This is a genomic window from Pseudogulbenkiania ferrooxidans 2002 (genome assembly GCF_000174355.1).
Taxonomy (GTDB): Bacteria; Pseudomonadota; Gammaproteobacteria; order Burkholderiales; family Chromobacteriaceae; genus Pseudogulbenkiania; species Pseudogulbenkiania ferrooxidans.
Map to the genome: position 1 here is coordinate 1 of NZ_ACIS01000011.1, position 23,073 is coordinate 23,073.

General features: G+C 64.1%; 18 protein-coding genes. 9 read left to right on the plus strand and 9 right to left on the minus strand.

All coding sequences use genetic code 11. The features are described from left to right. The 3 genes from FURADRAFT_RS17380 to FURADRAFT_RS17390 all read right to left on the minus strand — a co-directional run. The coding region (locus tag FURADRAFT_RS17380; RefSeq protein ID WP_008955483.1) for a type VI secretion system Vgr family protein at window positions 1-572 on the minus strand (572 nt) is incomplete at its 3' end. A gap of 517 nt (window positions 573-1,089) precedes the next feature. Next, window positions 1,090-1,938 carry a glycine betaine ABC transporter substrate-binding protein gene (locus tag FURADRAFT_RS17385; RefSeq protein ID WP_008955484.1) on the minus strand — a complete coding sequence of 283 codons (849 nt, stop codon included), beginning with the start codon at window positions 1,936-1,938 and terminating at the stop codon, window positions 1,090-1,092. A gap of 88 nt (window positions 1,939-2,026) precedes the next feature. Next, complete coding sequence (locus tag FURADRAFT_RS17390) at window positions 2,027-3,082, minus strand: HAD family hydrolase (RefSeq protein WP_008955485.1); 1,056 nt, start codon at window positions 3,080-3,082, stop codon at window positions 2,027-2,029. A 448-nt stretch (window positions 3,083-3,530) separates the two neighbouring features. On the opposite strand from FURADRAFT_RS17390, the gene FURADRAFT_RS17395 reads away from it, so the two are divergent. Further along, complete coding sequence (locus tag FURADRAFT_RS17395) at window positions 3,531-4,184, plus strand: peroxiredoxin (RefSeq protein WP_008955487.1); 654 nt, start codon at window positions 3,531-3,533, stop codon at window positions 4,182-4,184. 293 nt (window positions 4,185-4,477) lie between these two features. After that, window positions 4,478-4,996 carry a ComEA family DNA-binding protein gene (locus FURADRAFT_RS17400; RefSeq protein WP_008955488.1) on the plus strand — a complete coding sequence of 173 codons (519 nt, stop codon included), beginning with the start codon at window positions 4,478-4,480 and terminating at the stop codon, window positions 4,994-4,996. Between the two features lie 234 nt (window positions 4,997-5,230). On the opposite strand, the gene FURADRAFT_RS17405 is transcribed toward FURADRAFT_RS17400, so the two are convergent. The 5 genes from FURADRAFT_RS17405 to FURADRAFT_RS17425 form a co-directional block, all read right to left on the minus strand. After that, window positions 5,231-6,199 carry a dipeptidase gene (locus FURADRAFT_RS17405; RefSeq protein WP_008955489.1) on the minus strand — a complete coding sequence of 323 codons (969 nt, stop codon included), beginning with the start codon at window positions 6,197-6,199 and terminating at the stop codon, window positions 5,231-5,233. A 338-nt stretch (window positions 6,200-6,537) separates the two neighbouring features. After that, on the minus strand, window positions 6,538-7,212 hold the full coding sequence (locus FURADRAFT_RS17410; RefSeq protein WP_008955491.1) for a sarcosine oxidase subunit gamma: 675 nt from the start codon (window positions 7,210-7,212) through the stop codon (window positions 6,538-6,540). Further along, the gene (locus tag FURADRAFT_RS17415) at window positions 7,205-10,222 is read right to left on the minus strand and encodes a sarcosine oxidase subunit alpha family protein (protein WP_008955492.1); all 3,018 of its coding nucleotides are present in this window, start codon (window positions 10,220-10,222) and stop codon (window positions 7,205-7,207) included. The genes FURADRAFT_RS17410 and FURADRAFT_RS17415 overlap by 8 nt, the downstream gene beginning before the upstream one ends. Further along, window positions 10,219-10,515 (minus strand): sarcosine oxidase subunit delta, encoded by a 297-nt coding sequence (locus tag FURADRAFT_RS17420; RefSeq protein ID WP_008955493.1) that lies wholly within the window; start codon window positions 10,513-10,515, stop codon window positions 10,219-10,221. Before FURADRAFT_RS17420 ends, FURADRAFT_RS17415 begins: the two co-directional genes overlap by 4 nt. 10 nt (window positions 10,516-10,525) lie before the next feature. After that, window positions 10,526-11,779, minus strand: coding sequence for a sarcosine oxidase subunit beta family protein (locus FURADRAFT_RS17425; protein ID WP_008955494.1), 1,254 nt, complete (start codon window positions 11,777-11,779; stop codon window positions 10,526-10,528). Between the two features lie 374 nt (window positions 11,780-12,153). Between FURADRAFT_RS17425 and purU the strand changes: the two genes are divergently transcribed. The 3 genes from purU to katG all read left to right on the plus strand — a co-directional run bounded on the left by purU (window position 12,154) and on the right by katG (window position 17,658). Further along, entirely contained in the window at window positions 12,154-13,017 is an 864-nt protein-coding gene (purU, locus tag FURADRAFT_RS17430) for a formyltetrahydrofolate deformylase (protein WP_008955495.1), read from the plus strand. A gap of 131 nt (window positions 13,018-13,148) precedes the next feature. Further along, a complete protein-coding gene (locus FURADRAFT_RS17435; protein ID WP_008955496.1) occupies window positions 13,149-15,125 on the plus strand; it encodes a helicase-related protein in 1,977 nt (658 codons plus the stop codon). A gap of 352 nt (window positions 15,126-15,477) precedes the next feature. After that, window positions 15,478-17,658, plus strand: a complete 2,181-nt coding sequence (katG, locus tag FURADRAFT_RS17440) for a catalase/peroxidase HPI (RefSeq protein ID WP_008955497.1) — start codon at window positions 15,478-15,480, stop codon at window positions 17,656-17,658. Between the two features lie 22 nt (window positions 17,659-17,680). Here the strand turns inward: katG and FURADRAFT_RS17445 are convergent, their stop codons facing one another. Next, the gene (locus FURADRAFT_RS17445; protein WP_008955498.1) at window positions 17,681-18,655 is read right to left on the minus strand and encodes a LysR family transcriptional regulator; all 975 of its coding nucleotides are present in this window, start codon (window positions 18,653-18,655) and stop codon (window positions 17,681-17,683) included. A gap of 195 nt (window positions 18,656-18,850) precedes the next feature. Between FURADRAFT_RS17445 and FURADRAFT_RS17450 the strand changes: the two genes are divergently transcribed. From FURADRAFT_RS17450 to FURADRAFT_RS21275, 4 genes are all read left to right on the plus strand, one after another. Continuing rightward, window positions 18,851-19,777 (plus strand): ABC transporter ATP-binding protein, encoded by a 927-nt coding sequence (locus FURADRAFT_RS17450; RefSeq protein ID WP_008955499.1) that lies wholly within the window; start codon window positions 18,851-18,853, stop codon window positions 19,775-19,777. Then, entirely contained in the window at window positions 19,774-20,535 is a 762-nt protein-coding gene (locus FURADRAFT_RS17455; RefSeq protein WP_008955500.1) for an ABC transporter permease, read from the plus strand. The genes FURADRAFT_RS17450 and FURADRAFT_RS17455 overlap by 4 nt, the downstream gene beginning before the upstream one ends. A 452-nt stretch (window positions 20,536-20,987) precedes the next feature. Then, a complete protein-coding gene (locus FURADRAFT_RS17460; RefSeq protein ID WP_008955501.1) occupies window positions 20,988-22,454 on the plus strand; it encodes an MFS transporter in 1,467 nt (488 codons plus the stop codon). 289 nt (window positions 22,455-22,743) lie between these two features. Continuing rightward, the gene (locus FURADRAFT_RS21275; protein ID WP_081455969.1) at window positions 22,744-23,010 is read left to right on the plus strand and encodes a methyl-accepting chemotaxis protein; all 267 of its coding nucleotides are present in this window, start codon (window positions 22,744-22,746) and stop codon (window positions 23,008-23,010) included. The last annotated feature ends 63 nt before the right edge of the window (window positions 23,011-23,073 follow it).

Genomic DNA, 23,073 nt, shown 5'->3' on the forward strand with positions numbered 1-23,073 from the left:
CAGGCCAACCCTTCTTCGTGCAGCAGGCGCACGAGGAAGTCGTAGTCGCTCTCGCGGTATTGCAGGCAGTAACTGCGGGAGGGCAATTCGCCCGCGAGCGCGAAGTCGAGACACTGCACCGCCGCGAACACCGGGTTGGCGGCGGCGTGTTCGGCGAACACCTGGCGCACGATGTCGGGCACCGAGAGGTCCTGGAACACCCGCGAGGTACGGCGCAGGCGCAGCAGCGCGAACGGCGGCTCGACGGTGAGCGCGTACTGGGCGAAGCCGCCGTCGCTGCCCAAGCTGTCGACAGCGCTGACCACGCCGCCGCGCACCTGCTCGGTCCCGTCCCCCCCGGCGATGCCGAGCCGCACCGGCACGCCGAGCAGCGACTTCAGTTCGAGGCCGGCGTCGGGCGACAGGCACTCGACCCGGTAGCGGTAGCTGTCGGCGACCGCCTCGTCGCCGTGCACGGCGAGTGGCAGCAGCGTCTCGCCCCAGCGCTGGCCGTCGCCCAGGTGCAGGGTGAGGAGGCGCTGCTCCTGGCTGAAGGCGGCGGCGAAGCTGGCAAGGAGTGAGTGAATGGTCATGAGTATCGGGTGGATGGCCGGGGTCGCCTGATGGCAAGAATAGCAATTTTGAATACGGCATTTTCCGCAATATTTATGCTATTGGCAATTTCATACGGCAAGCTTGCGCGGATAGAGAAAGCGGGAACTATCCAACTCCATCTATCGGCTGGCTATGCTTTGGAGGCCATTTGTCCGCACTGGATAGCCTGACCGGAGGCATCCGACGAGCACCCGTCACCATGACGGCACCCGAAAAATTGATGACAATGTTTTTTAGCGAAAGCTAGCTTGGTGCTAACGGCACCAAACCGTCCGCCTCTTCCTCCCCCGCCATCAGCTCAGCGGTTTCTTCCTGAATGACCAGCAGAGAAACGGCGGGACGACACCACACACCGGCCCCGCTTTCGGGTTCAAGCCATCACAAAACCCAACAATGGCGCGGCTTGCCGGGCGGGTAATACGCCAAATCGACGGAGCCATGAAAAAAGCCCCCGAAGGGGCTTCAAGAGAGAATATTTACCACCGGGAACGAAGCTTACAGCCAGCCCGCCACGCGCTTGCCGTTGGCGCCAACCCACTTCTCGGCCGCTGCCGCCGGCTTGGCGCCGTTCTCGACCTCCAGCATCACCGCGCCGATTTCCTCCGGCTTCCAGGAGAATTTCTTCAGGAAGCTCACCACTTGCGGTGCCTTGGCGTTCAGGCCGGGGTTGATCACGGTGTCGACGTGTTCTTCCTCGCCGTACACCTTCTTCGGGTCCTCCAGGAAGCGCAGCTTCCACTTGGCGAACATCCAGTGCGGAATCCAACCCGTCACCGCGATCGGCTTCTTGGCGTTGATCGAGCGCGCCAGTTCGGATGCCATGCCCGGACCGGAGCTCGGCATCAGCTTGTAGTCGAGGTTGTAGTCCTTGATCGCCAGTTCGGTCTTCTTCATCACGCCGGCGCCGGCGTCGATGCCGACGATGCGGCCCTGGAAGGCGTCCTTGTACTTGTTGAGGTCGGCCAGGCTCTTGGCCGGCACGTACTCGGGCACGATCAGGCCGATCTTGGCACCGGGGTAGTTGGGCCCGAGATCGGTGACCTTGTCCTTGAGCTGCTGGTAATAGTCACCATGCGTCACCGGCAGCCAGGCCGACAGCGTGGCGTCGAGATCGCCGCGCGCGACCCCCTGCCACATGATGCCGGCGGCGACCGGTACCAGCTCCACCGGGTAGCCCAGCTTGGTCTTGATGATGGCAGCGGCGACCTGCGTGGTGGCCACGCTGTCGGCCCAGCCTTCGACGTAGCCGATCTTGATCAGCGGTTTGTCGGCCGCCCAACTGGCGCTGGAACAGACCAGGCCGATGGCGGCCAGCAGCTTGACACTGTTGCGAACTTGCTTCATGCCAACTCCTCTACATGGATAAAAGATGGGAATAGTCCCGTTCTGCTGCTTTACGTGCTACTGCGGGTGGTCCCGCTTATCGTTTGATTTATTGGATGTCTTCCGGCTTCACCACCAGCCAGTTCTTGTCGGCGGTGACCGTCTGGCCCAGCGAAGCTTGGCGCTTGGCCGATTCTTCCCACCACGACTGCATGGCTGGCATGTACTTGGCCTTGCGATTGACCCATACCCGTACCCCGCCCTTCTCGACGTCGGTACTGTTGAGCAGCATGTAGCCGTCGGAGATCGGGGTGTCGCCCCCCACCAGCACCGGCTTCTTCCACTGGTCGATCCAGCCGACGATGGAGCCCAGTTTGCCTTCGTACCAGGTCATCGGGTTCATCAGGTAGGGGGTCAGCTCCAGGTCGAGGTTGCGCGCCGGGTCGTACTTGCCCTTCTTGATCTGCAGCCGCGAGCTGGTCAGCTCGCCGCTCGTCCGATCCTTGAGCAGCATGTTGACGCCGATGACGTTCTGCGGCTTGACGTTGTAGCCGTACTTGGGGTCGCTGACGACCATGCGTGCCAGCTCCTCGCCGGCGGCGGACATGACGTAGACCTCGATGCCGTTTTCCTGCAGGCGGTTGTAGAGCTCCTGCATACCAGTGTAGGGACGCGGGCGGTTAACCGTGCCCTCCACCACTTTGTCGCCGCTGTAGTACTTGATCGGGATCGGCTTGTCGTAGGCCATCAGCTCGTCGACGTAGCCCTTGAGCTGTTTCAGCGTGAAGCCGGAGAACACCTGTGCCACCCACGGATAGCACACTAGGTCGTCGACCTCGCACAGCCGGTAGTAATAGCTGTTCAGGCTCTCCTTGAAGCCAGGCGTGTCCTTGAACGGCAGCAATTTGAGCGAGGGATCGAGTTTGTCGCGCGTCAGCACGCCCTTCATCTCGAGGAACGGCAGCAAGGCCTCTTCCAGGTCGTAGCGGTAACTGGTGTTGTCCATGTCGAACACCGCGTAGGCGCCCTTGTGGGCGTTGGCGGCGATCATGGTATTCAGCTTCTGGGCGACGTCGCCCGGCCAGTGCTTGAGCTCGGTGGCCTGGGCTCCGGCCGTGGCCAGCAGCAACGACAACGACAATGCAACGCGTTTCAAACGACTCATCCGCTCACTCCTGTGGGTTGGACCGACACTGATGAAACAAAAAAACCCGGCATGCCTCGCACGCCGGGTAACTCACGACTCACTCTCCCCTTACCTTCGTGAGCACGCGCACGTCGTGCTCACCCAGCAACTTGTGCTGCCTGGCCTCGTCCCAACCGGTCTCCGACATGTACATGGGCATACCTGACTATGTGGGCTGGGCCGTCGCCGCGCATGGCGATCGCAGGCCTCGTCGAACTTTCCTTGTACTCCATGGTGCCGAACCCTGTTCCAGCCCAGCGGCATTGTGACGACCTGTTCTTGTTAGTGAACGACATGGTGAAGATGGTCCGGCACGCAGCGCCGCAGTATCTATACTGACTCCGCCTGCTGCGATGTGAGCGCGCAGCAGGCATCCGCCCGCGGCCGCTTCGGCGGCGCCAGCCCGACGTACACAAGGAGGAAGATCATGGCAATCCGCATTGGCGATGAAGCGCCCGATTTCACTGCCGACACCACCGAAGGCACCATCCACTTTCACGAATGGATCGGCGACAGTTGGGCCATCCTGTTCTCGCACCCGAAAGACTTCACCCCGGTCTGCACCACCGAACTGGGCTATATGGCCAAGCTCAAACCGGAATTCGACAAACGCCACACCAAGATCATCGGCCTCTCGATCGACCCGGTCAGCGACCACAAGGCCTGGGTCGGCGACATCGCCGAGACCCAGGGCCACCCCGTCAACTACCCCATGATCGGCGACGCCGACCTGAACGTGGCCAAGCTCTACGACATGATCCATCCCAACGCCAGCCCCGGGCCGCGCACCGCCGTCGACAACGCCACGGTGCGCTCGGTGTTCCTGATCGGCCCGGACAAGAAGGTGAAGGCGATGCTGGTCTACCCGATGAGCGCCGGGCGCAACTTCGACGAAGTGCTGCGCCTGCTCGACGCGCTGCAGCTCAACGCCAAGCACACCGTCGCCACGCCGGTGAACTGGCGCCCAGGCGACGACGTGATCATCCCGACCTCGGTATCGGATGAGGAGGCGCAGAAGAAATACCCAGAGGGCTACAAGACGCTGAAGCCCTACCTGCGCATGGTGGCGCAGCCGAAGTAGACCTTGATGCTCCGCGCGCCAGGGTCGCCGCAGGCAGCCCTGGCATATCCCTCTTCCGTTGTCGGGCAGCGGCTGGCCGCTGCTCGGCGCGATGTGTCGGCATGGGGAGTTGACGTGCCGGTGGCCGTGCTACAGCCGTGGGTGGCGGCCGCTATCGGCGGGGAACGGAACCGGCCTTCCGCGTCATCACGAAAAGAAACTTAACAAAATGAAGGAATTCATTAACAGTTTCGAATAACCCCTTGGCTACCATCAAGGTCCCTTTGAAAACCCGTCAGGGAAAAGGAGCCTTAATGAAATACCATCCGATTCGTTCCCACCTCGTTGGTGCCCTGCTTCTCGCAGTGAGCAGTTCCGCCGCTCTGGCACTGGATATCAATGCCGCCAGCTCTGTTGAGCTGGTGCAAGCCGGCTTCAGCAAGACGCAGGCCGAAAGAATCGTGGCTTACCACAAGGCGCATGGCGATTTCCGGTCGTCGTCCGATTTACTCAAGGTCAAGGGTGTCACCAAGGCGACACTTCAGAAAGTGAACGACAAGCTCAATAGCGACGCCAGTGCGGCGGTTCGTGCCGAAGGCGCGGCCACGGCAGCGGGTCAAGCCCCCGCGGGCAAGACCGGCGCCGCGGGGGCCGGTAGCGCCTCTGCTGATCAGCGTCCGATGGAAACCTCCAGTGGCGCCAATGCCGGCGCTGGAGTTGGAGCTGGGGCCGGTGTCGGCGTAGGGGTTGGTGTCGGTGTTGGAGCCGGCAGCAGCGGCGGAGCCGCAGGCGTCAAAACCCAGGGTGGCGTTGGCATCGGTATCGGCCAGTAACCCCATCCCCGGCTCTGGGGCGCACTGAGATCAGTGCCTCGCCCTTGACCCGGATACAGCTCGGTCAGGCCCTTGGGCATGGCCGGGCTTTTTAACGCCAGCGCGGAGCCTGTTGCTGGCTGGTTCTTCCGCCCGCATTGGCCCCGACATTTCACGACCAGCCGCAGCAAAAACGGCGTGGGAGCGACATCCGTCGCCACCCACGCCGTTCTTCTTGCGTGACCGGAACCGGGGTCAGGCGCCCCACACCTCGCCGAACACGCGCAGCCAGTTCTCGCCCAGCACCTTCTGAATCTTGCGCTCGCCCCAGCCGGCCTTCTCCATCGCCACGGTCAGGTTCGGCGTCTCGCCGATGGTGCGGATGCCTTCCGGATTCAAAATGGTCCCGAAGTTGGTCAGGCGGCGGTAACGGCCCTTGTCGTGGGTGATCCAGTCGAAGAAGCCCTTGTCGTAGCCCTGGGTGAAGTCGGTACCGAAGCCGACGCAGTCCTCGCCCACCAGGTTGATGATGTAATCCATCGCCTCGACGTAGTCGTCCACCGTGGCTTCGATGCCGCGCTTGAGGAACGGCGGGAACATGGTAACGCCGATGAAGCCGCCGTGGTCGGCGATGAACTTGAGCTCCTCGTCGCTCTTGTTGCGCGGGTGCTCCTTGAGGCCCGAAGGCAGGCAGTGCGAGTAGGTCACCGGCTTCTTGGATTCCAGGATCGCCTCTTTCGAGGTGTGGCTGCCGACGTGCGACAGGTCCACCATGATGCCGACGCGGTTCATCTCGGCGATGACCTCGCGACCGAAGCCGGACAGGCCGCCGTCGCGCTCGTAGCAGCCGGTGCCGATCAGGTTCTGCGTGTTGTAGCACAACTGCACCACGCGCACGCCCATGTCGGCGAACGCCTCGATGTAGCCGATGTTGTCCTCGAAGGCGTGGGCGTTCTGGAAGCCCAGGATGATGCCGGTCTTGCCGTCGCGCTTGGCCTGGCGGATGTCCTCGGTGGTGCGTACCAGCGACAGGATGTCGCTGTAGTCGCGAATCTTCTGCTTCATCTCGGCGATGTTGTCGACGGTATCGGTGAAGCCCTCCCACACCGACACGGTACAGTTGGCGGCGGTGAGGCCACCCTTGCGCATGTCGTCGAACACCGAGCGTTCCCACTTGGCGATGATCAGGCCGTCGATGACGATGCTGTCGTTATGCAGTGACATTTTTTCTCCTCGCGGGCACCTCACCCGCCTTGAGAAATGGTGCACGAGGCGGTTTCGGCCAACCTCGGCAGCAGCGACCGGTTTTTGCCGCAGACCGACATGGCATGGCGCGACAAGAGAAATGAAAAAGCCCCCGAAGGGGCATGAAGGGATGGTAATAACCACCGGGAACAAAACGTTACGGCCAGCCGGCCACTTCTCGGCCGTCATCACCAGCTTAGAGTCGCCGACAAAACCCAGTGCAACGGTCTTGGCTAGGCGCGCGGCCGCAGACAGTACACGTAGTACGGCTAGGCCGCGCAACAACGCCAAGAGGGTTTTGTTAGCGACTCAAAAGGTCAGGCCGCCACCGGGCGCTTGCTTGGACTGCCCGCATCGACCAGCCGCAGGAACGGGCTCTTGCCGGCCGAGGGCAGCTTGGCCACGGCGAAGCGGTACGGTATCGCCGCCTTGGTGATCAGCAGCCACAGGTAGTCGGCGAAACTGCGGCGGATCACCAGGAACACGCCGTCACCGTCCACCCGGCACACCAGTCCGCCGGCCTTGCCCAGCACCGTGCTGGCCGCGTCGCCCGCCTCGATCGATTCGAAGTCGTACACGCCGAGGTGGCGCAGCAGCGTGACGTGCTCGACGCCGGACAGGTAGACCGTGGTCAGGCCACCGCTGTTGTCCACCGCCTGGGCGAACAGCCCGTCGAAGTGCTTGCCGCAGGCCGCCAGCAGCGCCGGCACGGCAGCGCGGGCGGTGATCAGCAGGCATTCGTCCGGCGATTGCCAGATCAGCACGCCGGCCTCACCGCTGCTGAAGCGGCTGGCGGCGGGCACCGCCAGGCCGGTGGCCTGGCTGATGGCCTGGGCCACGGCAGCGTCGGAGAGGTCGCCGCGCAACACGATGTAGCCCAAGAGCGGCAGTTCGTTGGCGCGCACCTTTTGGCTGGCGTCGGCCGGTACCGTCAGCGCCGGCAGGTTGAAGTTGACCAGCGGCGATTGCAGGTAGGGTTGGAAGTTAGGCATGTTGACGCACCCCTTCTTGATCGACGAATACGGAGGAAACCACCTTGGCCGGGTGCATCTTGCCATGCGCCCACACGTACACCGTGTCGCCTTCGCGCTTCAGACCGCCCTTGAGCACCGCCATCGCGATGGAGCGGCCGAGGAAGGCGCTGTGGTAGCTGGAAGTCACGTGGCCCTGCATGTCGGCCGGCGCCTGCGTGTTGCGGCTCGACAGGATCTGCGCGCCTTCGGCCAGCACCACCTTCGGGTCTTCGGTGTACAGGCCCACCAGCTGCTTGCGGTCGGAGCGCGAGGTGTCGGAACGCGACAGCGAACGCTTGCCGAGGAAGCTGAACGGCTTCTTCATGCCCACCGCCCAGGCCATGTTCAGGTCGATCGGGCTCATCGAACCGTCGGTGTCCTGGCCCACGATGATGAAGCCCTTCTCGGCACGCAGCACGTGCATGGTCTCGGTGCCGTACGGCGTGATGCCGAACTCCTTGCCGGCTTCCATCACCTGTTCCCAGATGTAGTGGCCGTAGCAGGCGTCGACGTTGATTTCATACGCCAGCTCGCCGGAGAACGAGATGCGGCACACGCGGGCCGGCACGCCGGCGACGGTGCCTTCACGCCAGTCCATGAACTTGAAGGTGTCGGCGGACAGGTCGATGTCGCTGGAGAGCTTCTGCAGCACGGCACGGCTCTTCGGGCCGACCACGGCGGTGGTGCTCCAGTGGTCGGTGACCGAGGTGAAGCGTACCTTCAGCTCCGGCCATTCGGTCTGGTGCCAACGCTCCAGCCAGTTCAGCACGCGCGCGGCGCCGCCGGTGGTGGTGGTCATGTAGAAGTGGTCGTCGGCGATGCAAGCAGTCACACCGTCGTCCATCACCATGCCGTTCTCGTCCAGCATCAGGCCGTAGCGGCACTTGCCCGGGTCGAGCTTGGTCCAGGCGTTGGAGTAGATGCGGTTGAGGAATTCGCGCGCATCCGGGCCCTTGATGTCGATCTTGCCCAGGGTCGACGCGTCCATCACGCCAACGCTATTTCGAGTCGCCAGGCACTCGCGGTCCACCGCCTGGTGCATGGTTTCGTTGCCCTTGGGGAAGTACCAGGGGCGCATCCACTGGCCAACGGTCTCGAACAGCGCACCGCGGGCGACGTGCGACGACTGCATCGCGGTGTAGCGGCGCGGGTCGAAGGTATCGCCGACGTGGCTGCCCGCCAGCGCACCGAAGGTCACCGGGGTGTAGGCCGGACGGTAGGTGGTGGTGCCCACTTGCGAGATCGGCATGCCGAGCGCCTCGGCGGCGATGGCGAAGCCGTTGACGTTGGACAGCTTGCCCTGATCGGTACCGAAGCCCAGCGCGGTGTAGCGCTTGACGTGTTCGATCGAGCGGTAGTTCTCGCGCACGGCCAGATGGATGTCGGCGGCGGCCACGTCGTTCTGGAAGTCGACCAGCGCCTTGGCACCGTGCCCTTCCGGCTTGCCGTCCGGCACGCGGAACACGCGGCGGGTCGGCTGGATGTCCTTGTCTTCGCTGACCGGGCAGGTGCTGGACGACGTACGGCCGAAGCCGATCAGCATCGCGCTGACCGAGGCGTGCGTCTGCGCCAGCGCCTCACCCAGGCCCCAGCGGCCGGTGATGGCGCCGGCCACGCTGATGCCCTGGCGGCCTTCGTCCGGGGTGACGAAGGACAGGCGTTCTTCGTTCCAGTACGGGCGGCCGTTGTTGTGGCAGAACAGGTGCACGGTCGAGGTCAGGCCGCCGGAGGACAGGATGGCGTCGGCCGACAGGGTCGGGCCTTTGCCGGTCACGGTCAGGCAGTGCGGGTCGAGCTTGACCAGCTTGGCGCCGCTGGCGGCCTTGCCGCCCTGCACCTCGGCGATACCGTAGCCGAGCAGCAGCTCGACGCCGGCCTTCTTCGCCGCATCCAGGCGCCAAGCGGCGGCGCCGCGCTGACGGGTGTCGATCAGGGTCACGCGGCTGCCGGCCTCGGCCAGGTCCAGCGCGGTGTCGTACGACGCGTCGTTATGGGTGAGCAGCAGCACCTTGCGGCCGACCGCCACGCCGTAGCGGTTCAGGTAGGTCTGGCCGGCGGCGGCGGTGAGCACGCCCGGGCGGTCGTTGTTGCCGTAGACCAGCGGACGCTCGATGGCGCCGGTGGCCAGCACCACGTGGTGCGCGCGGATCTTGTGCAGGCGCTGACGCGGCAGGGTGGCGACGCGCTGCGCGATCGGCAGGTGGTCCTGCACCAGCTCGACCGCCTGCACCAGGTTCTGCTCATGGTGGGCGAACGCCGTGGTGCGGGTCAGCACGGTGACGTTGGACAGGCTCTTCAATTCGGCCAGGCGCTCACTGACCCACTTCATCGCCGGCTTGCCGTCGATCACGGCGCGGGCATCGGACAGCATCCAGCCGCCGGCTTCGCTCTGCTCGTCGACCAGCAGGGTCTTGAGGCCGGCACGGCCGGCCAGCGTAGCGGCCCACAGGCCGCAGGCGCCGCCGCCCACCACCAGCACATCCACGTGGTGGTGCAGGTGGTCGTAGAATTCCGGATCCGGATCGACCGGAGCGCGGCCGTAGCCGGCGGCCTTACGGATGATCTCTTCATAAAACGGCCAGGCTTTCGCCGGACCCATGAAGGTCTTGTAGTAGAAGCCGGGCGGCATGAAGCGGCTGAACTGGCCGGCCAGCCCCTTCAGGTCGAAGTTGAGCGACGGGAAGCCGGTGGTGGTGGTGGCGGACAGCCCCTCGTACATCTCCACCTGGGTCGCTTTCAGGTCCGGTACGGTATGGGCCCCGGTCTCGAGCTGGATCAGCGCGTTCGGCTCTTCGGCGCCGTGGCCGACGATGCCGCGCGGGCGGCCGTACTTGAAGCTGCGGCCGATCAGTTTCACGCCGTTGGCGATCAGGGCCGAGGCCAGCGTGTCGCCGGCGAAGGCCTGGTATTTCTTGCCGTCGAAGCGGAAGGTCAGCGGCGCCTTTTCGTTGATGCGCTGGCTGCTACGGTGGACACGGTAAGCGCTCATGCTTCGCTCTCCTTCAGATACAGCTCTTTGCCTGCGGCCAGCGTCCAGGTGCCGGCGATTTCATAGCTCACGGTGTTGCGCTTGACCGCAAACACCTTGCGGCAACCGGCGGTGTGCTGCCATTGCTCCCAAAACCAGCCGCGCGTGTTCTTGCGCATGAACAGGTAATCACCCCATTCGGCTTCGGTCGCCTCTTCCGGGTTGGCCGGACGGGGGATGTAGGCCTCGCCGGCGTAACTGAATTCTTCTTCCTCGCGGGTTGCCCCGCAGTGCGGACAATGAATCTGGAACATCTGCGGCTCCTTAGTGCGCAACGCCGGCGGCGCCGTGCTCGTCAATCAGATGACCGGTATTGAAGCGGTCGAGCGCGAACGCCTTATTCAGCGGATGCGCCTCATCGTTGGCGATGGTGTGCGCGAACACATAGCCCGAACCCGGGGTGGCCTTGAAGCCACCGGTGCCCCAACCGCAGTTGAAGTACAGGCCCTTGACCTTGGTCTTGCTGATGATCGGACAGGCATCCGGCGCCACGTCCACGATGCCGCCCCACTGGCGGTTCATGCGCACGCGCGAGAAGCTGGGGAACAGCTCGATGATCGCCGCCGCGGTATGCTCGATCACGTGCGGGCTGCCGCGCTGGCCGTAGCCGAGATAGCTGTCGATACCGGCGCCGATCACCAGCTCGCCCTTGTCGGACTGGCTGACGTAGCCGTGCACAGCGTTCGACATCACCACCGTGTCCAGGCACGGCTTCATCGATTCGGACACGAACGCTTGCAGCGGGTGGCTTTCCAGCGGCAGGCGCACGCCGGCCATCTTGGCCAGCGGCGTCGAGTTGCCGGCGGCCACGCAACCGACACGGTCGGCGAAGATGTCGCCCTTGGTGGTCTTGACGCCCTTGATGCGGCCGTCTTCGATGATCATGTCAATGACTTCGCACTGCTCGATGATGTCGACGCCCAGCTCGCTGGCGCCGCGGGCGAAGCCCCAGGCCACCGCGTCGTGGCGTGCCACGCCGCCGCGCGGCTGGTAGCTGGCGCCCATCACCGGGTAGCGCGTCTTGGCGCTGATGTCCATCAGCGGCACGATGTCCTGAATTTCCTTCGGCGAAAGCACCACGCCGTCGATACCATTCAGGTTGTTGGCGTTGACGCGGCGCTCGATGTCGCGCATGTCCTGCAGGGTGTGGCCGAGGTTCATCACCCCGCGCTGACTGAACATCACGTTGAAGTTCAAATCCAGCGACAGGCCTTCCCACAGTTTCATGGCGTGTTCGTACAACTGCGCCGCCTCGTCCCACAGATAGTTGGAACGCACGATGGTGGTATTGCGCGCGGTGTTGCCGCCGCCGAGGTAGCCTTTTTCCAGTACCGCGACATTCTTCACGCCGTGGTTTTTGGCCAAGTAATAAGCTGTCGCCAGACCATGGCCGCCGCCGCCGACGATGATCACGTCGTAGCGAGGCTTCGCCTGCGGACTGCGCCAGGCCGGCTGCCAGCTTTCATTATGTTTGAGCCCGTTCTTCAACAGGCTCCAGAGGGAGTAACGGTTTGCCATGGGACGGGTCCGTATTTGAGGTGCCAAGGTGAGTTCATTCTTGGCGAGCCGGCCCCGTTCCGATTGACTGGAAAGGACGATCACTTGCCGATTTACGACAAAGCGCCCTTGACCCAGATCATTTACCCGATATTTATCCCCTCGCCCCCTTGAAAGCCTCGGCAAGGCACCCAAGGTTGGCCGAAACCCTCGCCATGCCCCGCCAAAATCCATGTCCAAAAAACGACAAAACCTGGCGGCTGACGGCCAGAGCCCCCTTTTCGCGCGCGCTAAGGTGAAGCAGCGTCGTCGGTAACAAACCGACCAACGACCGCGTCGATCAACGGATAGCCAAAGGAGCGGCACACCGCCAGCCGGTGACCGAGAAAACGAACATGTCCCAGTCCCAACTCAGATACATCCTGGCCTTCACCTGTAAAAGCGCCCCGGGCCAGATCGCCCGCGCCACGCAACTGCTCGACGCGCACCACTGCTATATCGACGAGCTGGCGGTGTTCGACGACGAGGACACCCAGCGCTTCTTCGTGCGCTGCACCTTCCACTCGCTCGGCGACGGCTTCGACCGCGCCGCACTGGAAGCCGGCCTCGCCGACATGGCTGGCCACTACGACATGCAATGGACGCTGCATGACACGCACACCCGTCCGCGCGTGCTGATCATGGTGTCGAAACTCGACCACTGCCTGAACGACCTGCTCTACCGCTGCAAGATGGGCGACCTCGACATGGAAGTGACCGCGATCGTCTCCAACCATGCCGACCTAGCGCCGATCGCCGCCGCGCACGGCCTGACCTACCACCACCTGCCGGTCACCCACGACACCAAGCCGCAACAGGAAGCGGCACTGCTGGAACTGGTGCGAAAAACCCAATCCGAGCTGGTGATCCTGGCGCGCTACATGCAGGTGCTGTCGCCGGAGATGTCGAAGAAGCTCTCGGGACGCGCCATCAACATCCACCACTCCTTCCTGCCCGGTTTCAAGGGCGCCAAGCCCTACCACCAGGCGCACGAGCGCGGCGTCAAGCTGATCGGCGCCACCGCCCACTACATCACCGACGATCTGGACGAAGGCCCGATCATCGAGCAGGTGGTGGAACGCGTCGACCACGCCTACCGCCCGGAGCAGCTGCTGGCCGCCGGGCGCGACATGGAGTGCCTGGCGCTAGCGCGCGCGGTGCGCTTCCACCTCGAACGGCGCGTGTTCCTCAACGGCAACCGTACCGTGGTACTGCGCTGACCCACCCTGCCCCGCGGCGGCGCTGGCACGTCGTCCGCGGGGCCCTGCAACGCTTTTGCTGCAACGCACTGTTCGCGCACGGCATCCTGCCCTATCATGCCGGTCATTTGCCTCATTTCCTCCCCCGCTCCATGACCGACACGTCCACCGATATCGCCGATATCACCGCCCTCGACGCCTACCTCGACGCCCACCAGGCCAAACTGGTCACTACCGACGGCAGCTACGCCCTGTCGGTGCACGGCGACATCCTCGTCGGCGCGCGCCGCGTGCCTTATCACCTGGTGCCGGACGAAGGCTTCCTCGGCAAGACCGCCAAGTGGCGCAAGCTCGACGATGCGGCGCGCCTGGCGTTGGTGCAGGAACGCTGGAACAGCGCGACGCGCGCCCGGCTGGAAGCGCACGTGCGCGAGTGCGCCGAGCGCGTGCTGACGTTGGCCGAACAATACGAGCTCGACCCCAGCGGCGCGCTGCAGGCCTTTCTCGCCAAGTACGAACTGGCGAAGCGGCGCTGCTCGCTGGCGCTCGATCGCATCGCCGCGCTGCGCGACAGCCACGCCGCCACGCGTCAGGCCGAAAAGACCCGCAACGCGGTCAACCTGTCGCTCTACCCGGAATCGTTCACGCTGGCGCAAAGCATGCGCCGCCACTTCATCGCCGTGTTGGGCCCCACCAACTCCGGCAAGACCCACGCCGCGATGGAACACCTGGCCCAGGCCGGCACCGGCGCCTATCTCGCCCCGCTGCGGCTGTTGGCGCTGGAAAACTACCAGCGCCTGCTCGACGCCGGCGTGGCGGTCAGCCTGATCACCGGCGAACAGCGCAAGCTGCACCCGGACGCCACCCATGTGGCGAGCACGGTGGAGATGCTCAACCCGAACCGCCCGCTCGACGTGGCGGTGATCGATGAAATCCAGCTGCTCGACGACCCCGACCGCGGCGCCGCCTGGACCGCCGCGGTGTGCGGCGTGCCGGCCAGCACCGTGTACCTGTTGGGCGCGCTGGAAGCGGAGCCGGCGATCGAAGCCTTGGTCAAGCGCGTCGGCGGCACGCTGGAAGTGAAGAAGCTGCAGCGCAAATCGCCGCTGGTGATGGAAAAGAAACCGCTGGGTTCGCTCAAGAACCTGCAGGCGGGCGACGTGCTGATCGCCTTCTCGCGCCGCGAAGTGCTCAACTGGCGCGACCAGGCCATCGAACAGGGCTTCGCGGTGTCGGCGATCTACGGCAACCTGTCGCCGGAAGTGCGCCAGGCACAGGCGGAACGCTTCATCGACGGCGAAACCAAGATCGTGGTCGGCACCGACGCCATCGGCATGGGCCTCAACACCCCGGCGCGGCGCGTCATCTTCACCACCGCCAGCAAATGGGACGGCTACAGCGAAGGCGAAATCCCGGCCGCGCTGGCCAAGCAGATCGCCGGGCGTGCCGGCCGCTTCGGCGCGCACGAGGCGGGCTACGTCGCCGGGCTCGACAGCCATACCCACCAGATCATCGCCAACCTGCTCAAGGAAACGACCGAGCCGCTGCCCGCCTCCGGCTTCTACGTCGCGCCCAGCCTCGACTACCTGCAGCAAATCGCCGCCGCCACCGGCCAGAGCAAGCTGCAGGCGCTGCTGGAGCTGTTCACCAAGCACATCAACGTGCACGACGAATTCTTCCTGCCTGCCAACCTCGCAGACCAGATCGAGAAGGCGCGCTGGCTCGACGCCCTGCCGCTGACGCTGGCCGACCGCTTCACCTTCAGCCTGTGCCCGGTATCGACCAAGATCCCGATGCTGGAACGCGCGCTGCAGGACTGGGCGCAGTACCGCGCCGACGGCCGCGAGGCGCCGCTGTTGCGCATGGAAGGCATGGGCGGACGCAACGAACTGCAATACCTCGAAGACACCTGCAAGCTCTACGCCGCCTACGCCTGGCTGGGCTACCGCATGGCCGACACCTTCCCGCACGGCGAGATGGCGCAGACGCTGATGCAGTCCACCTCCGACAAGATCGACGCCTTGTTGCAGGCCCAGAACACCCGCCGCCACGGTCGCCGCGCGCCGCAAGACCAACGCCGCCAGCCCGGCAGCGGCAAGCCCAGACAGTTCAAGCCCGGGCGGCGCTGAGCCCGGATACCGAGACCGGAAGCCCAGGCGGGGATGTGGCCTGCTTGGCTTCCGGGAACGGGGCCTCTTGCCACCCCGTCTCACCCCCGTCTCGCCCCCTCGGCGCCTACCGCGGTTAGCCTCATGCCCAGCTCCGCAACAGGAAGCCATGCCGTGAAGGTGACGTTAGAACCTGTTCGCGATCGTTGAATAGGGCCTCGAAGACAGCTAAACACGGGTCTTAGTTTTTTTATTTCCTGGTCATCGAATAAATCAATTTCCCGACTAAATTGAGACTACTTACTCTTTAGGAGAGGCTCATGTATTCCACATGGAGCCGGGTGTGAGTGCCAATGTCCCCAGGAGAGAACCCATGTCGACTGAATCGAAATGCCCTTTCAAACATACCGCAGGCGGTGGCACGTCGAACCAGGACTGGTGGCCCAATCAGCTGAACCTGAAAATCCTGCACCAACACTCGTCGCTGTCCGACCCCATGGGCGAGGACTTCGACTACGCCAAAGCATTCAAGAATCTCGATCTGGCGGCCGTGAAGAAGGACCTCCTGGTGCTGATGACTAACTCGCAGGACTGGTGGCCGGCGGATTTTGGTCACTACGGACCCTTGTTCATCCGCATGGCCTGGCACAGCGCCGGCACCTACCGCATCGGCGACGGCCGTGGCGGCGCCGGAGCCGGCCAGCAACGCTTCGCCCCGCTCAACAGCTGGCCCGACAACGCCAACCTCGACAAGGCGCGCCGGCTGCTGTGGCCGATCAAGCAGAAGTACGGCCGGAAGATCTCCTGGGCCGACCTGATGATTCTCGCCGGCAACGTCGCGCTGGAGTCGATGGGGTTCAAGACCTTCGGCTTCGCCGGCGGGCGGAAAGACGTCTGGGAGCCGGAAGAAGACGTCTACTGGGGCGCCGAAACCACCTGGCTGGAAAACAAACGCTATTCCGGCGAGCGGGATCTGGAAAATCCGCTCGGCGCCGTGCAGATGGGCCTGATCTACGTGAACCCGGAAGGCCCGGACGGCAACCCGGACCCGCTCGCGGCGGCCAAGGATATCCGCGAGACCTTTGCCCGCATGGCGATGAACGATGAAGAGACGGTGGCGCTCATTGCAGGCGGCCACACCTTCGGCAAGACCCACGGCGCCGGCCCGGCATCCCATGTAGGGGCCGAGCCGGAAGCCGCCGGCCTTGAAGAGCAGGGGCTCGGCTGGAGGAGCCGCTTCGGCACCGGCAAAGGCGGCGACACCATCACCAGCGGCCTGGAAGTGACCTGGACCACCACGCCGACCCGGTGGAGCAACAACTTCTTCGAGAACCTGTTCGGCTACGAATGGGAGCTGAGCAAGAGCCCGGCCGGCGCGCACCAGTGGGTCGCCAAGGACGGCGCGGGTGCGGGGGCCATTCCGGACGCGCACGATCCGTCGAAGCATCACGCTCCGACGATGCTGACCACCGATCTTTCGCTGCGCTTCGACCCGGCCTATGAAAAGATCTCGCGACGTTTCTACGAGAACCCGGACCAGTTCGCCGACGCGTTTGCCCGGGCGTGGTTCAAGCTCACGCACCGCGACATGGGGCCGCGCGCACGCTATCTCGGCCCGGAAGTGCCGGCAGAAGAGCTCCTCTGGCAAGACCCCATCCCCGCGCTCGATCACAAGTTGATCGACGAACAGGACATTGCCGCCCTCAAGGGCAAGATTCTGGCGTCGGGCCTGTCCGTCTCGCAACTGGTCTCCACCGCCTGGGCATCGGCGTCCACCTTCCGTGGCTCCGACAAGCGCGGCGGTGCCAACGGTGCCCGTATTCGCCTTGTGCCGCAGAAGGATTGGGAAGTCAACCAGCCCGAGCAACTGGCGAAAGTACTCGAGACTCTGGAAGGCATTCAGCACGAGTTCAACAACGCCCAGTCCGGCGGCAAGAAGATCTCGCTCGCCGACCTAATCGTGCTCGGCGGTTGCACCGGCGTCGAGCAGGCGGCGAAGAAGGCTGGCCACACCGTGACGGTGCCGTTTGCCCCGGGCCGCATGGACGCTTCCCAAGAGCAAACCGACGTGGTCTCCATGGCGGTGCTCGAGCCCATCGCGGACGGCTTCCGCAACTACCTCAAGGGCAGATACGCTGTCTCGGCCGAGGCCCTACTGGTCGACAAGGCGCAATTGCTGACGCTGACGGCGCCGGAGATGACGGTGCTGGTGGGCGGCCTGCGGGTTCTAGGCACCAACGTCGGGCAGAGCCGGCACGGGGTCTTCACTCAGCGGCCAGAGGTGTTGAGCAACGGTTTCTTCCTGAACCTGCTCGACATGGGCACGGAGTGGAAGGCCACGTCAGACGCCAAGGACGTGTTCGAAGGGCGCGATCGCGCCACGGGGCAACTCAAATGGACCGGCACCCGTGTCGATCTGGTCTTCGGCTCGAATTCCCAACTCCGGGCCCTGGCGGAAGTCTATGGCAGCGCGGACGCCCAGGAGAAGTTCGTCCATGACTTTGTCGCCGCCTGGAACAAGGTGATGAACCTCGACCGCTTCGACCTGGTGTGATGCTCGCCCCAAGGCGTGTCGTCTAGTGTTTCTCCGACGCAGAGTCGGATAACCGAGATGACACGCCCTCAGCGGCTGCGCTTGCCACTGTCACTGAATCGGCGAGCGATGCTGCGCAAATCTCCCGCACGCAACCGCGCAGCCAGCGATGCGCCAGATCGGCATCCATCCGCGGATGCCAGAGCAGGGAAACCGTGATCTCGGGAGCGGGAAACGGAAGGGCAAAGCTGTGCATCCCGTCACGCAGGGTGCCGGTATGGCGCTCGGGAACCGTGGCGACCAGATCCGTGGCCCGCGCCAACGCCAGTGCTGGGGCAAAACCACCGACGATGGTCATGATCTCCCGTTCCAGCCCGATCGCCCTCAAGGTTTCATCAACCGGCCCCTTGTCGGTCCCCCGCCGGGAGACCAAGACATGCCGGCCCGCCGCATAACGGGCGGGGGTGATCTCCCCCTGGCAGAGCGGGTGCCCCTGGCGCACGACACCGATGAAACGGTCTTGGAACAAAGCGCGCACACGCACCTCCGGGCCTGTTCCCTCCCCCACCACGCCGGTATCCAGATCGACGCTGCCGTCGCGCAGCGGCGCGGTGTCTTTGTTCGATTTCGGCATGAAACGCAGCCGGACCCCGGGAGCAGCCTCGCCGACGCGAGCGATGAGGCTCGGCCCGAAATTTTCCACGAAACCATCGCCGACGCGCAGCGTGAAGGTGCGGACGAGCTGGGTGAGATCGAGCTTCTCTGCCGGGCGCAGCACCGCTGCGGCGTCCTGAACGAGCTGGCTGACCTGCTCGCGCAGTTCAAGCGCACGCGGGGTGGGCACCAGCCCGCGCCCCGCCCTGACCAGCAAGGGGTCGCCCGTCGTCTCGCGCAAGCGCGCCAGCGCCCGGCTCATCGCCGAGGGGCTCAGCCGCAAGCGCCGGGCAGCGCGCGCCACGCTGCCTTCGGCGAGCAGCACGTCAAGGGTGACAAGCAAATTGAAATCGGGTGTCGACATGTATTCTGGCCTATTGAATTCGAAAGCAAGCTCCAGCTCCCGCAAGGCGTCCAGAGGCCCGGTTAAGGAGCACGCCAGCAGGCTGGAGGTGAATGCACCATTGATAGCATGCCGGGCCATACGATCAATACCGTTTGGATAAAATGCGCCGCCGCCGACGCCACCAAAAGCCCGCCATCTGCTATCGTCCTATCTATGCAACCCATCATCACCATATCGAATCTCTCCAAATCCTACGCTTCAGGCTTCCAGGCCTTGAAGGGCGTCAATCTGGAGATCCGGCGCGGAGAAATCTTCGCCTTGCTGGGCCCGAACGGGGCCGGCAAGACCACGTTGATCAGCACGATCTGCGGCATCGTCAATCCGAGCGAAGGCCGGATTCTGGTTGATGGCCACGACATCGTGACCGACTACCGCGCGGCCCGCGCCATGATTGGCCTGGTGCCGCAGGAGCTGACCACCGACGCCTTCGAATCGGTGTGGGCCACGGTGTCGTTCAGCCGCGGCCTGTTCGGCAAACGCAAGAACCCGGCCTACATCGAAGAAGTGCTCAAGGCGCTGTCGTTGTGGGACAAGAAGGACAACCGCATCATGACGCTATCGGGCGGCATGAAGCGGCGCGTGCTGATTGCCAAGGCGCTGTCGCACGAGCCGTCGATCCTGTTTCTCGACGAGCCAACGGCGGGGGTTGATGTCGAACTGCGCCAGGACATGTGGCAGCTGGTGCGCTCGCTGCAAGAGCGGGGGGTGACCATCATCCTGACCACCCACTACATCGACGAAGCCGAGGAGATGGCCGACCGCATCGGGGTGATCCGCAAGGGCGAGATCATCCTGGTGGACGAGAAGGCCGAATTGATGCGCAAGCTCGGCAAGAAACAGCTGACGCTGCAACTGGAGGCCCCGCTCGAGAGCATTCCTTCCGAGCTTGGCGGCTACGAGCTGGATCTGGCGAATGGCCGCAGCGAGCTGGTCTATACCTACGACGCGCAGGGCGAACGCTCCGGCATCCTCGCGCTGTTGCAGGCTCTCAACGCGGCGGGGATACGCTTCAAGGACCTGCAAACGACGCAAAGCTCGCTGGAGGACATCTTCGTCAGCCTGGTGAGGGAGAGAAAATGAACCTGTATGCAGTCTGTGCGATTTACCGCTTCGAGATGGCCCGCGCCGGGCGCACGCTGATGCAGAGCATCATCTCCCCTGTGATCTCCACCTCGCTCTATTTTGTCGTGTTCGGCGCCGCCATCGGCTCGCGCATCCCCGAAACCCACGGCATCAGCTACGGTGCGTTCCTGGTGCCGGGGCTGATCATGCTGTCGCTGCTGACGCAGAGCATCGCCAACGCCTCGTTCGGCATCTATTTCCCCAAGTTCACGGGGACGATCTACGAGTTGCTGTCGGCGCCGGTTTCCTATCTGGAGCTGGTGGTGAGCTATGTCGGGGCGGCGGCGACCAAGTCGGTGATTCTCGGCCTGATCATCCTGGCGACGGCGGGCCTGTTCGTGCCGCTGCAGGTGGCCCATCCTCTGTGGATGCTGCTGTTCCTGGTGCTGACCTCGGTAACGTTCAGCCTGTTCGGCTTCATCATCGGCATCTGGGCGGATGGCTTCGAAAAGCTGCAGATCATCCCTCTCCTGATTATCACGCCGTTGACGTTTCTCGGCGGCAGCTTTTACTCCATCGATATCCTGCCGCCGTTCTGGCAGACCGCCGCGCTGTTCAACCCGGTGGTCTACCTGATCAGCGGCTTTCGCTGGAGCTTCTATGGTATTGCCGACGTCAGCGTCGGCATCAGCCTCGCCATGACGATCGGCTTTTTGGCGCTGTTCACGGCGATCGTGGCGTGGATTTTCAAGACCGGCTATCGCATCAAGGCCTAGGCCATCATCCGCATCCTGTTTCTTTCTGAGAGCCAATAACTGACACACTCAGAGTGCGGATTCGATAAGTCATGCCAACAGGTCTGGTTGAAGTAGCGCCCTGGCAGGTCGAGCCCGGAGACAGCAGGCAGGACCGGCCGGTCAATCCGGCACCCCGGACCCATGACGAAGCCCTCGAAATACGCGCGGCACGGGCAGGCGAGGTAACCGGGCCGCTGCCCTCACCCGCTGTCGGGCCGCCGATGCGAAGAGGCCAGCCACGACACCCGGGGCCGTTCAGTTTCCGACTTTAATAGACAGGAACAAAACGTGCTCCAGCCTTGGCACGGTTGATCGTAAGATGGCGTTTAATGCACGAATTAAGTGCAAATACTGCGCCTTCCGCCCTATTCGCCAGCAACCTAGACTCCTCTCTGAAAGCCCCGCTTCGGGGCACCCGGAAGAAGGAGTTCATGTTGAAACTACTCATTCAAGCAGGCGACGAGGCCGTCGCCGCCGAGTGGAAAGCCCCACCGTCGACGACATGGGTGCTGGCCAGCCTGTCGCTCTCCATGCTGCTGTCCTCGCTCGGCACCAGCATCGCCAATGTCGCCCTGCCGACGCTGGCCAAGGCGTTCGCCGCTTCCTTCCAGGAGGTCCAGTGGATCGTCCTGGCTTATCTGCTTGCCATCACCACCCTGATCGTCAGCGTCGGGCGGCTCGGCGACCTGGCCGGGCGACGCCGGCTGTTATTGTTCGGCCTCTTTCTATTCACGCTGGCCTCGGTGCTGTGCGGTGTGGCGCCCACGCTGGGGCTGCTGATTGCCGCGCGCACAGCGCAGGGCTTGGGCGCGGCCATCATGATGGCCCTCACCATGGCGTTTGTCGGGGACGCGGTTCCGAAGAACAAGACCGGCAGCGCCATGGGCCTGCTCGGCACCATGTCCGCGATGGGCACCGCGCTGGGGCCAGCGCTCGGCGGCACGCTCATCGCCGGCTTCGGCTGGCGCGCCATCTTCCTCGTCAACGTGCCGCTGGGCATCCTGGCTTTCTTGCTCGCCTATCGCGCCCTGCCCATCGACCGCCGGGCATCGCAGACGGATCGGGCCGGCTTCGACACAGTGGGCACGCTGCTGCTTGGGGCTTCGCTCGCGGCCTATGCGCTCGCCGTGACGCTGGGGAGAGGCCGCTTCACTGGACTGAACCTGGCCCTGTTGCTGGCAGCGGTTCTGGCTGGGGGCCTTTTCGTGTTGGTGGAGGCGCGGGTGGCGTCGCCATTGATCCGCCTGGCGGCGTTCCGCAACACCGAGCTGAGCGCGAGTCTCGCCATGAACGGGCTCGTCTCGACGGTGATGATGGCGACGCTGGTGGTCGGGCCGTTCTACCTGTCACGCGCGCTCGGCCTGGGCGAGGCGGCGGTCGGAATCGTCCTGGCGCTGGGCCCGATCATTTCGGCATTGAGCGGTGTCCCGGCGGGGCGCGGCGTCGACCGCTGGGGTGCGGCCGCCATGACCACCGCGGGGCTGGTCGTCATGGCAGCGGGGTTGTCGGCACTCGCGCTGCTCCCCGGGGTATTCGGCGTGGCGGGCTACCTGGCCGCCATCGCCCTCCTGACTCCCGGCTACCAGCTCTTCCAAGCGGCTAACAACACGGCCGTGATGAGGGATGTCGCGCCGGACCAGCGCGGCGTCATTGCCGGCCTGCTCAGCCTGTCGCGCAATCTCGGGCTGGTCAGCGGGGCATCCGCCATGGGCGCCGTGTTCGTGCTCGCCACGGGGACGAGCGACATCGCCTCGGCACACCCCGGCGCCGTGGCCAGCGGCATGCGGTTGACCTTCGCCGCCGCGACGCTGCTGATCGTCGTCGCGCTCGCCATCGCGGCGGGTAGCCGTGCTCTCACGCCCCGCCCCGCGCTCGATGCGATCCGGGATGGGGCGTGACACAAGCCCCCTAAGAGCACAGGGATGGGCGGATGCGGTGGGCTGTAATGCTTTGACGGTGCGGCAAGTCTGCGCCCGCCCTTGCCTGGCTCGGCCACCGCATACCCGACAGTCAGTCGAAGATCGACTTCTGTCAGAGCACGCTAGCCACGCTCTTCAATGTCGTAGTGAACCGACAATCGACCCTTTTTCTCCTTGATCTTCAAAACCTTGATTTTCCCAATGACTCCCAACGACAAAAACGTGCATGCCGCCACAGCTATAGGCCTGCAGATGTCCAAAGCCAATTATGCGTTTATCGCCGTCTAGACATCATGTATTGACCTGTCCCGAAACCGATGCAGGGTGCACAACTCACACAGCACAGCGTGGGGCTATTCCTCGAATTTCGGTACAGTCCGAACCCATTGGCAAGATCGTCGGCAACATTCAGGACATCGCTAGCCAGATTACCCTGCTCGCGCTCAACACCGCGATCGAGCCTGCGCATTCCGCTAAAGTCGGGCGTGGTTTTGCCGTAGGGCCCATGCGACAAGAACCACAACACCGATCGTAAGCAAAAAAATGCCGGTCTGATCAGGACCGGCCGAGGAGAAGAACATCACTCTTACATGCTGCT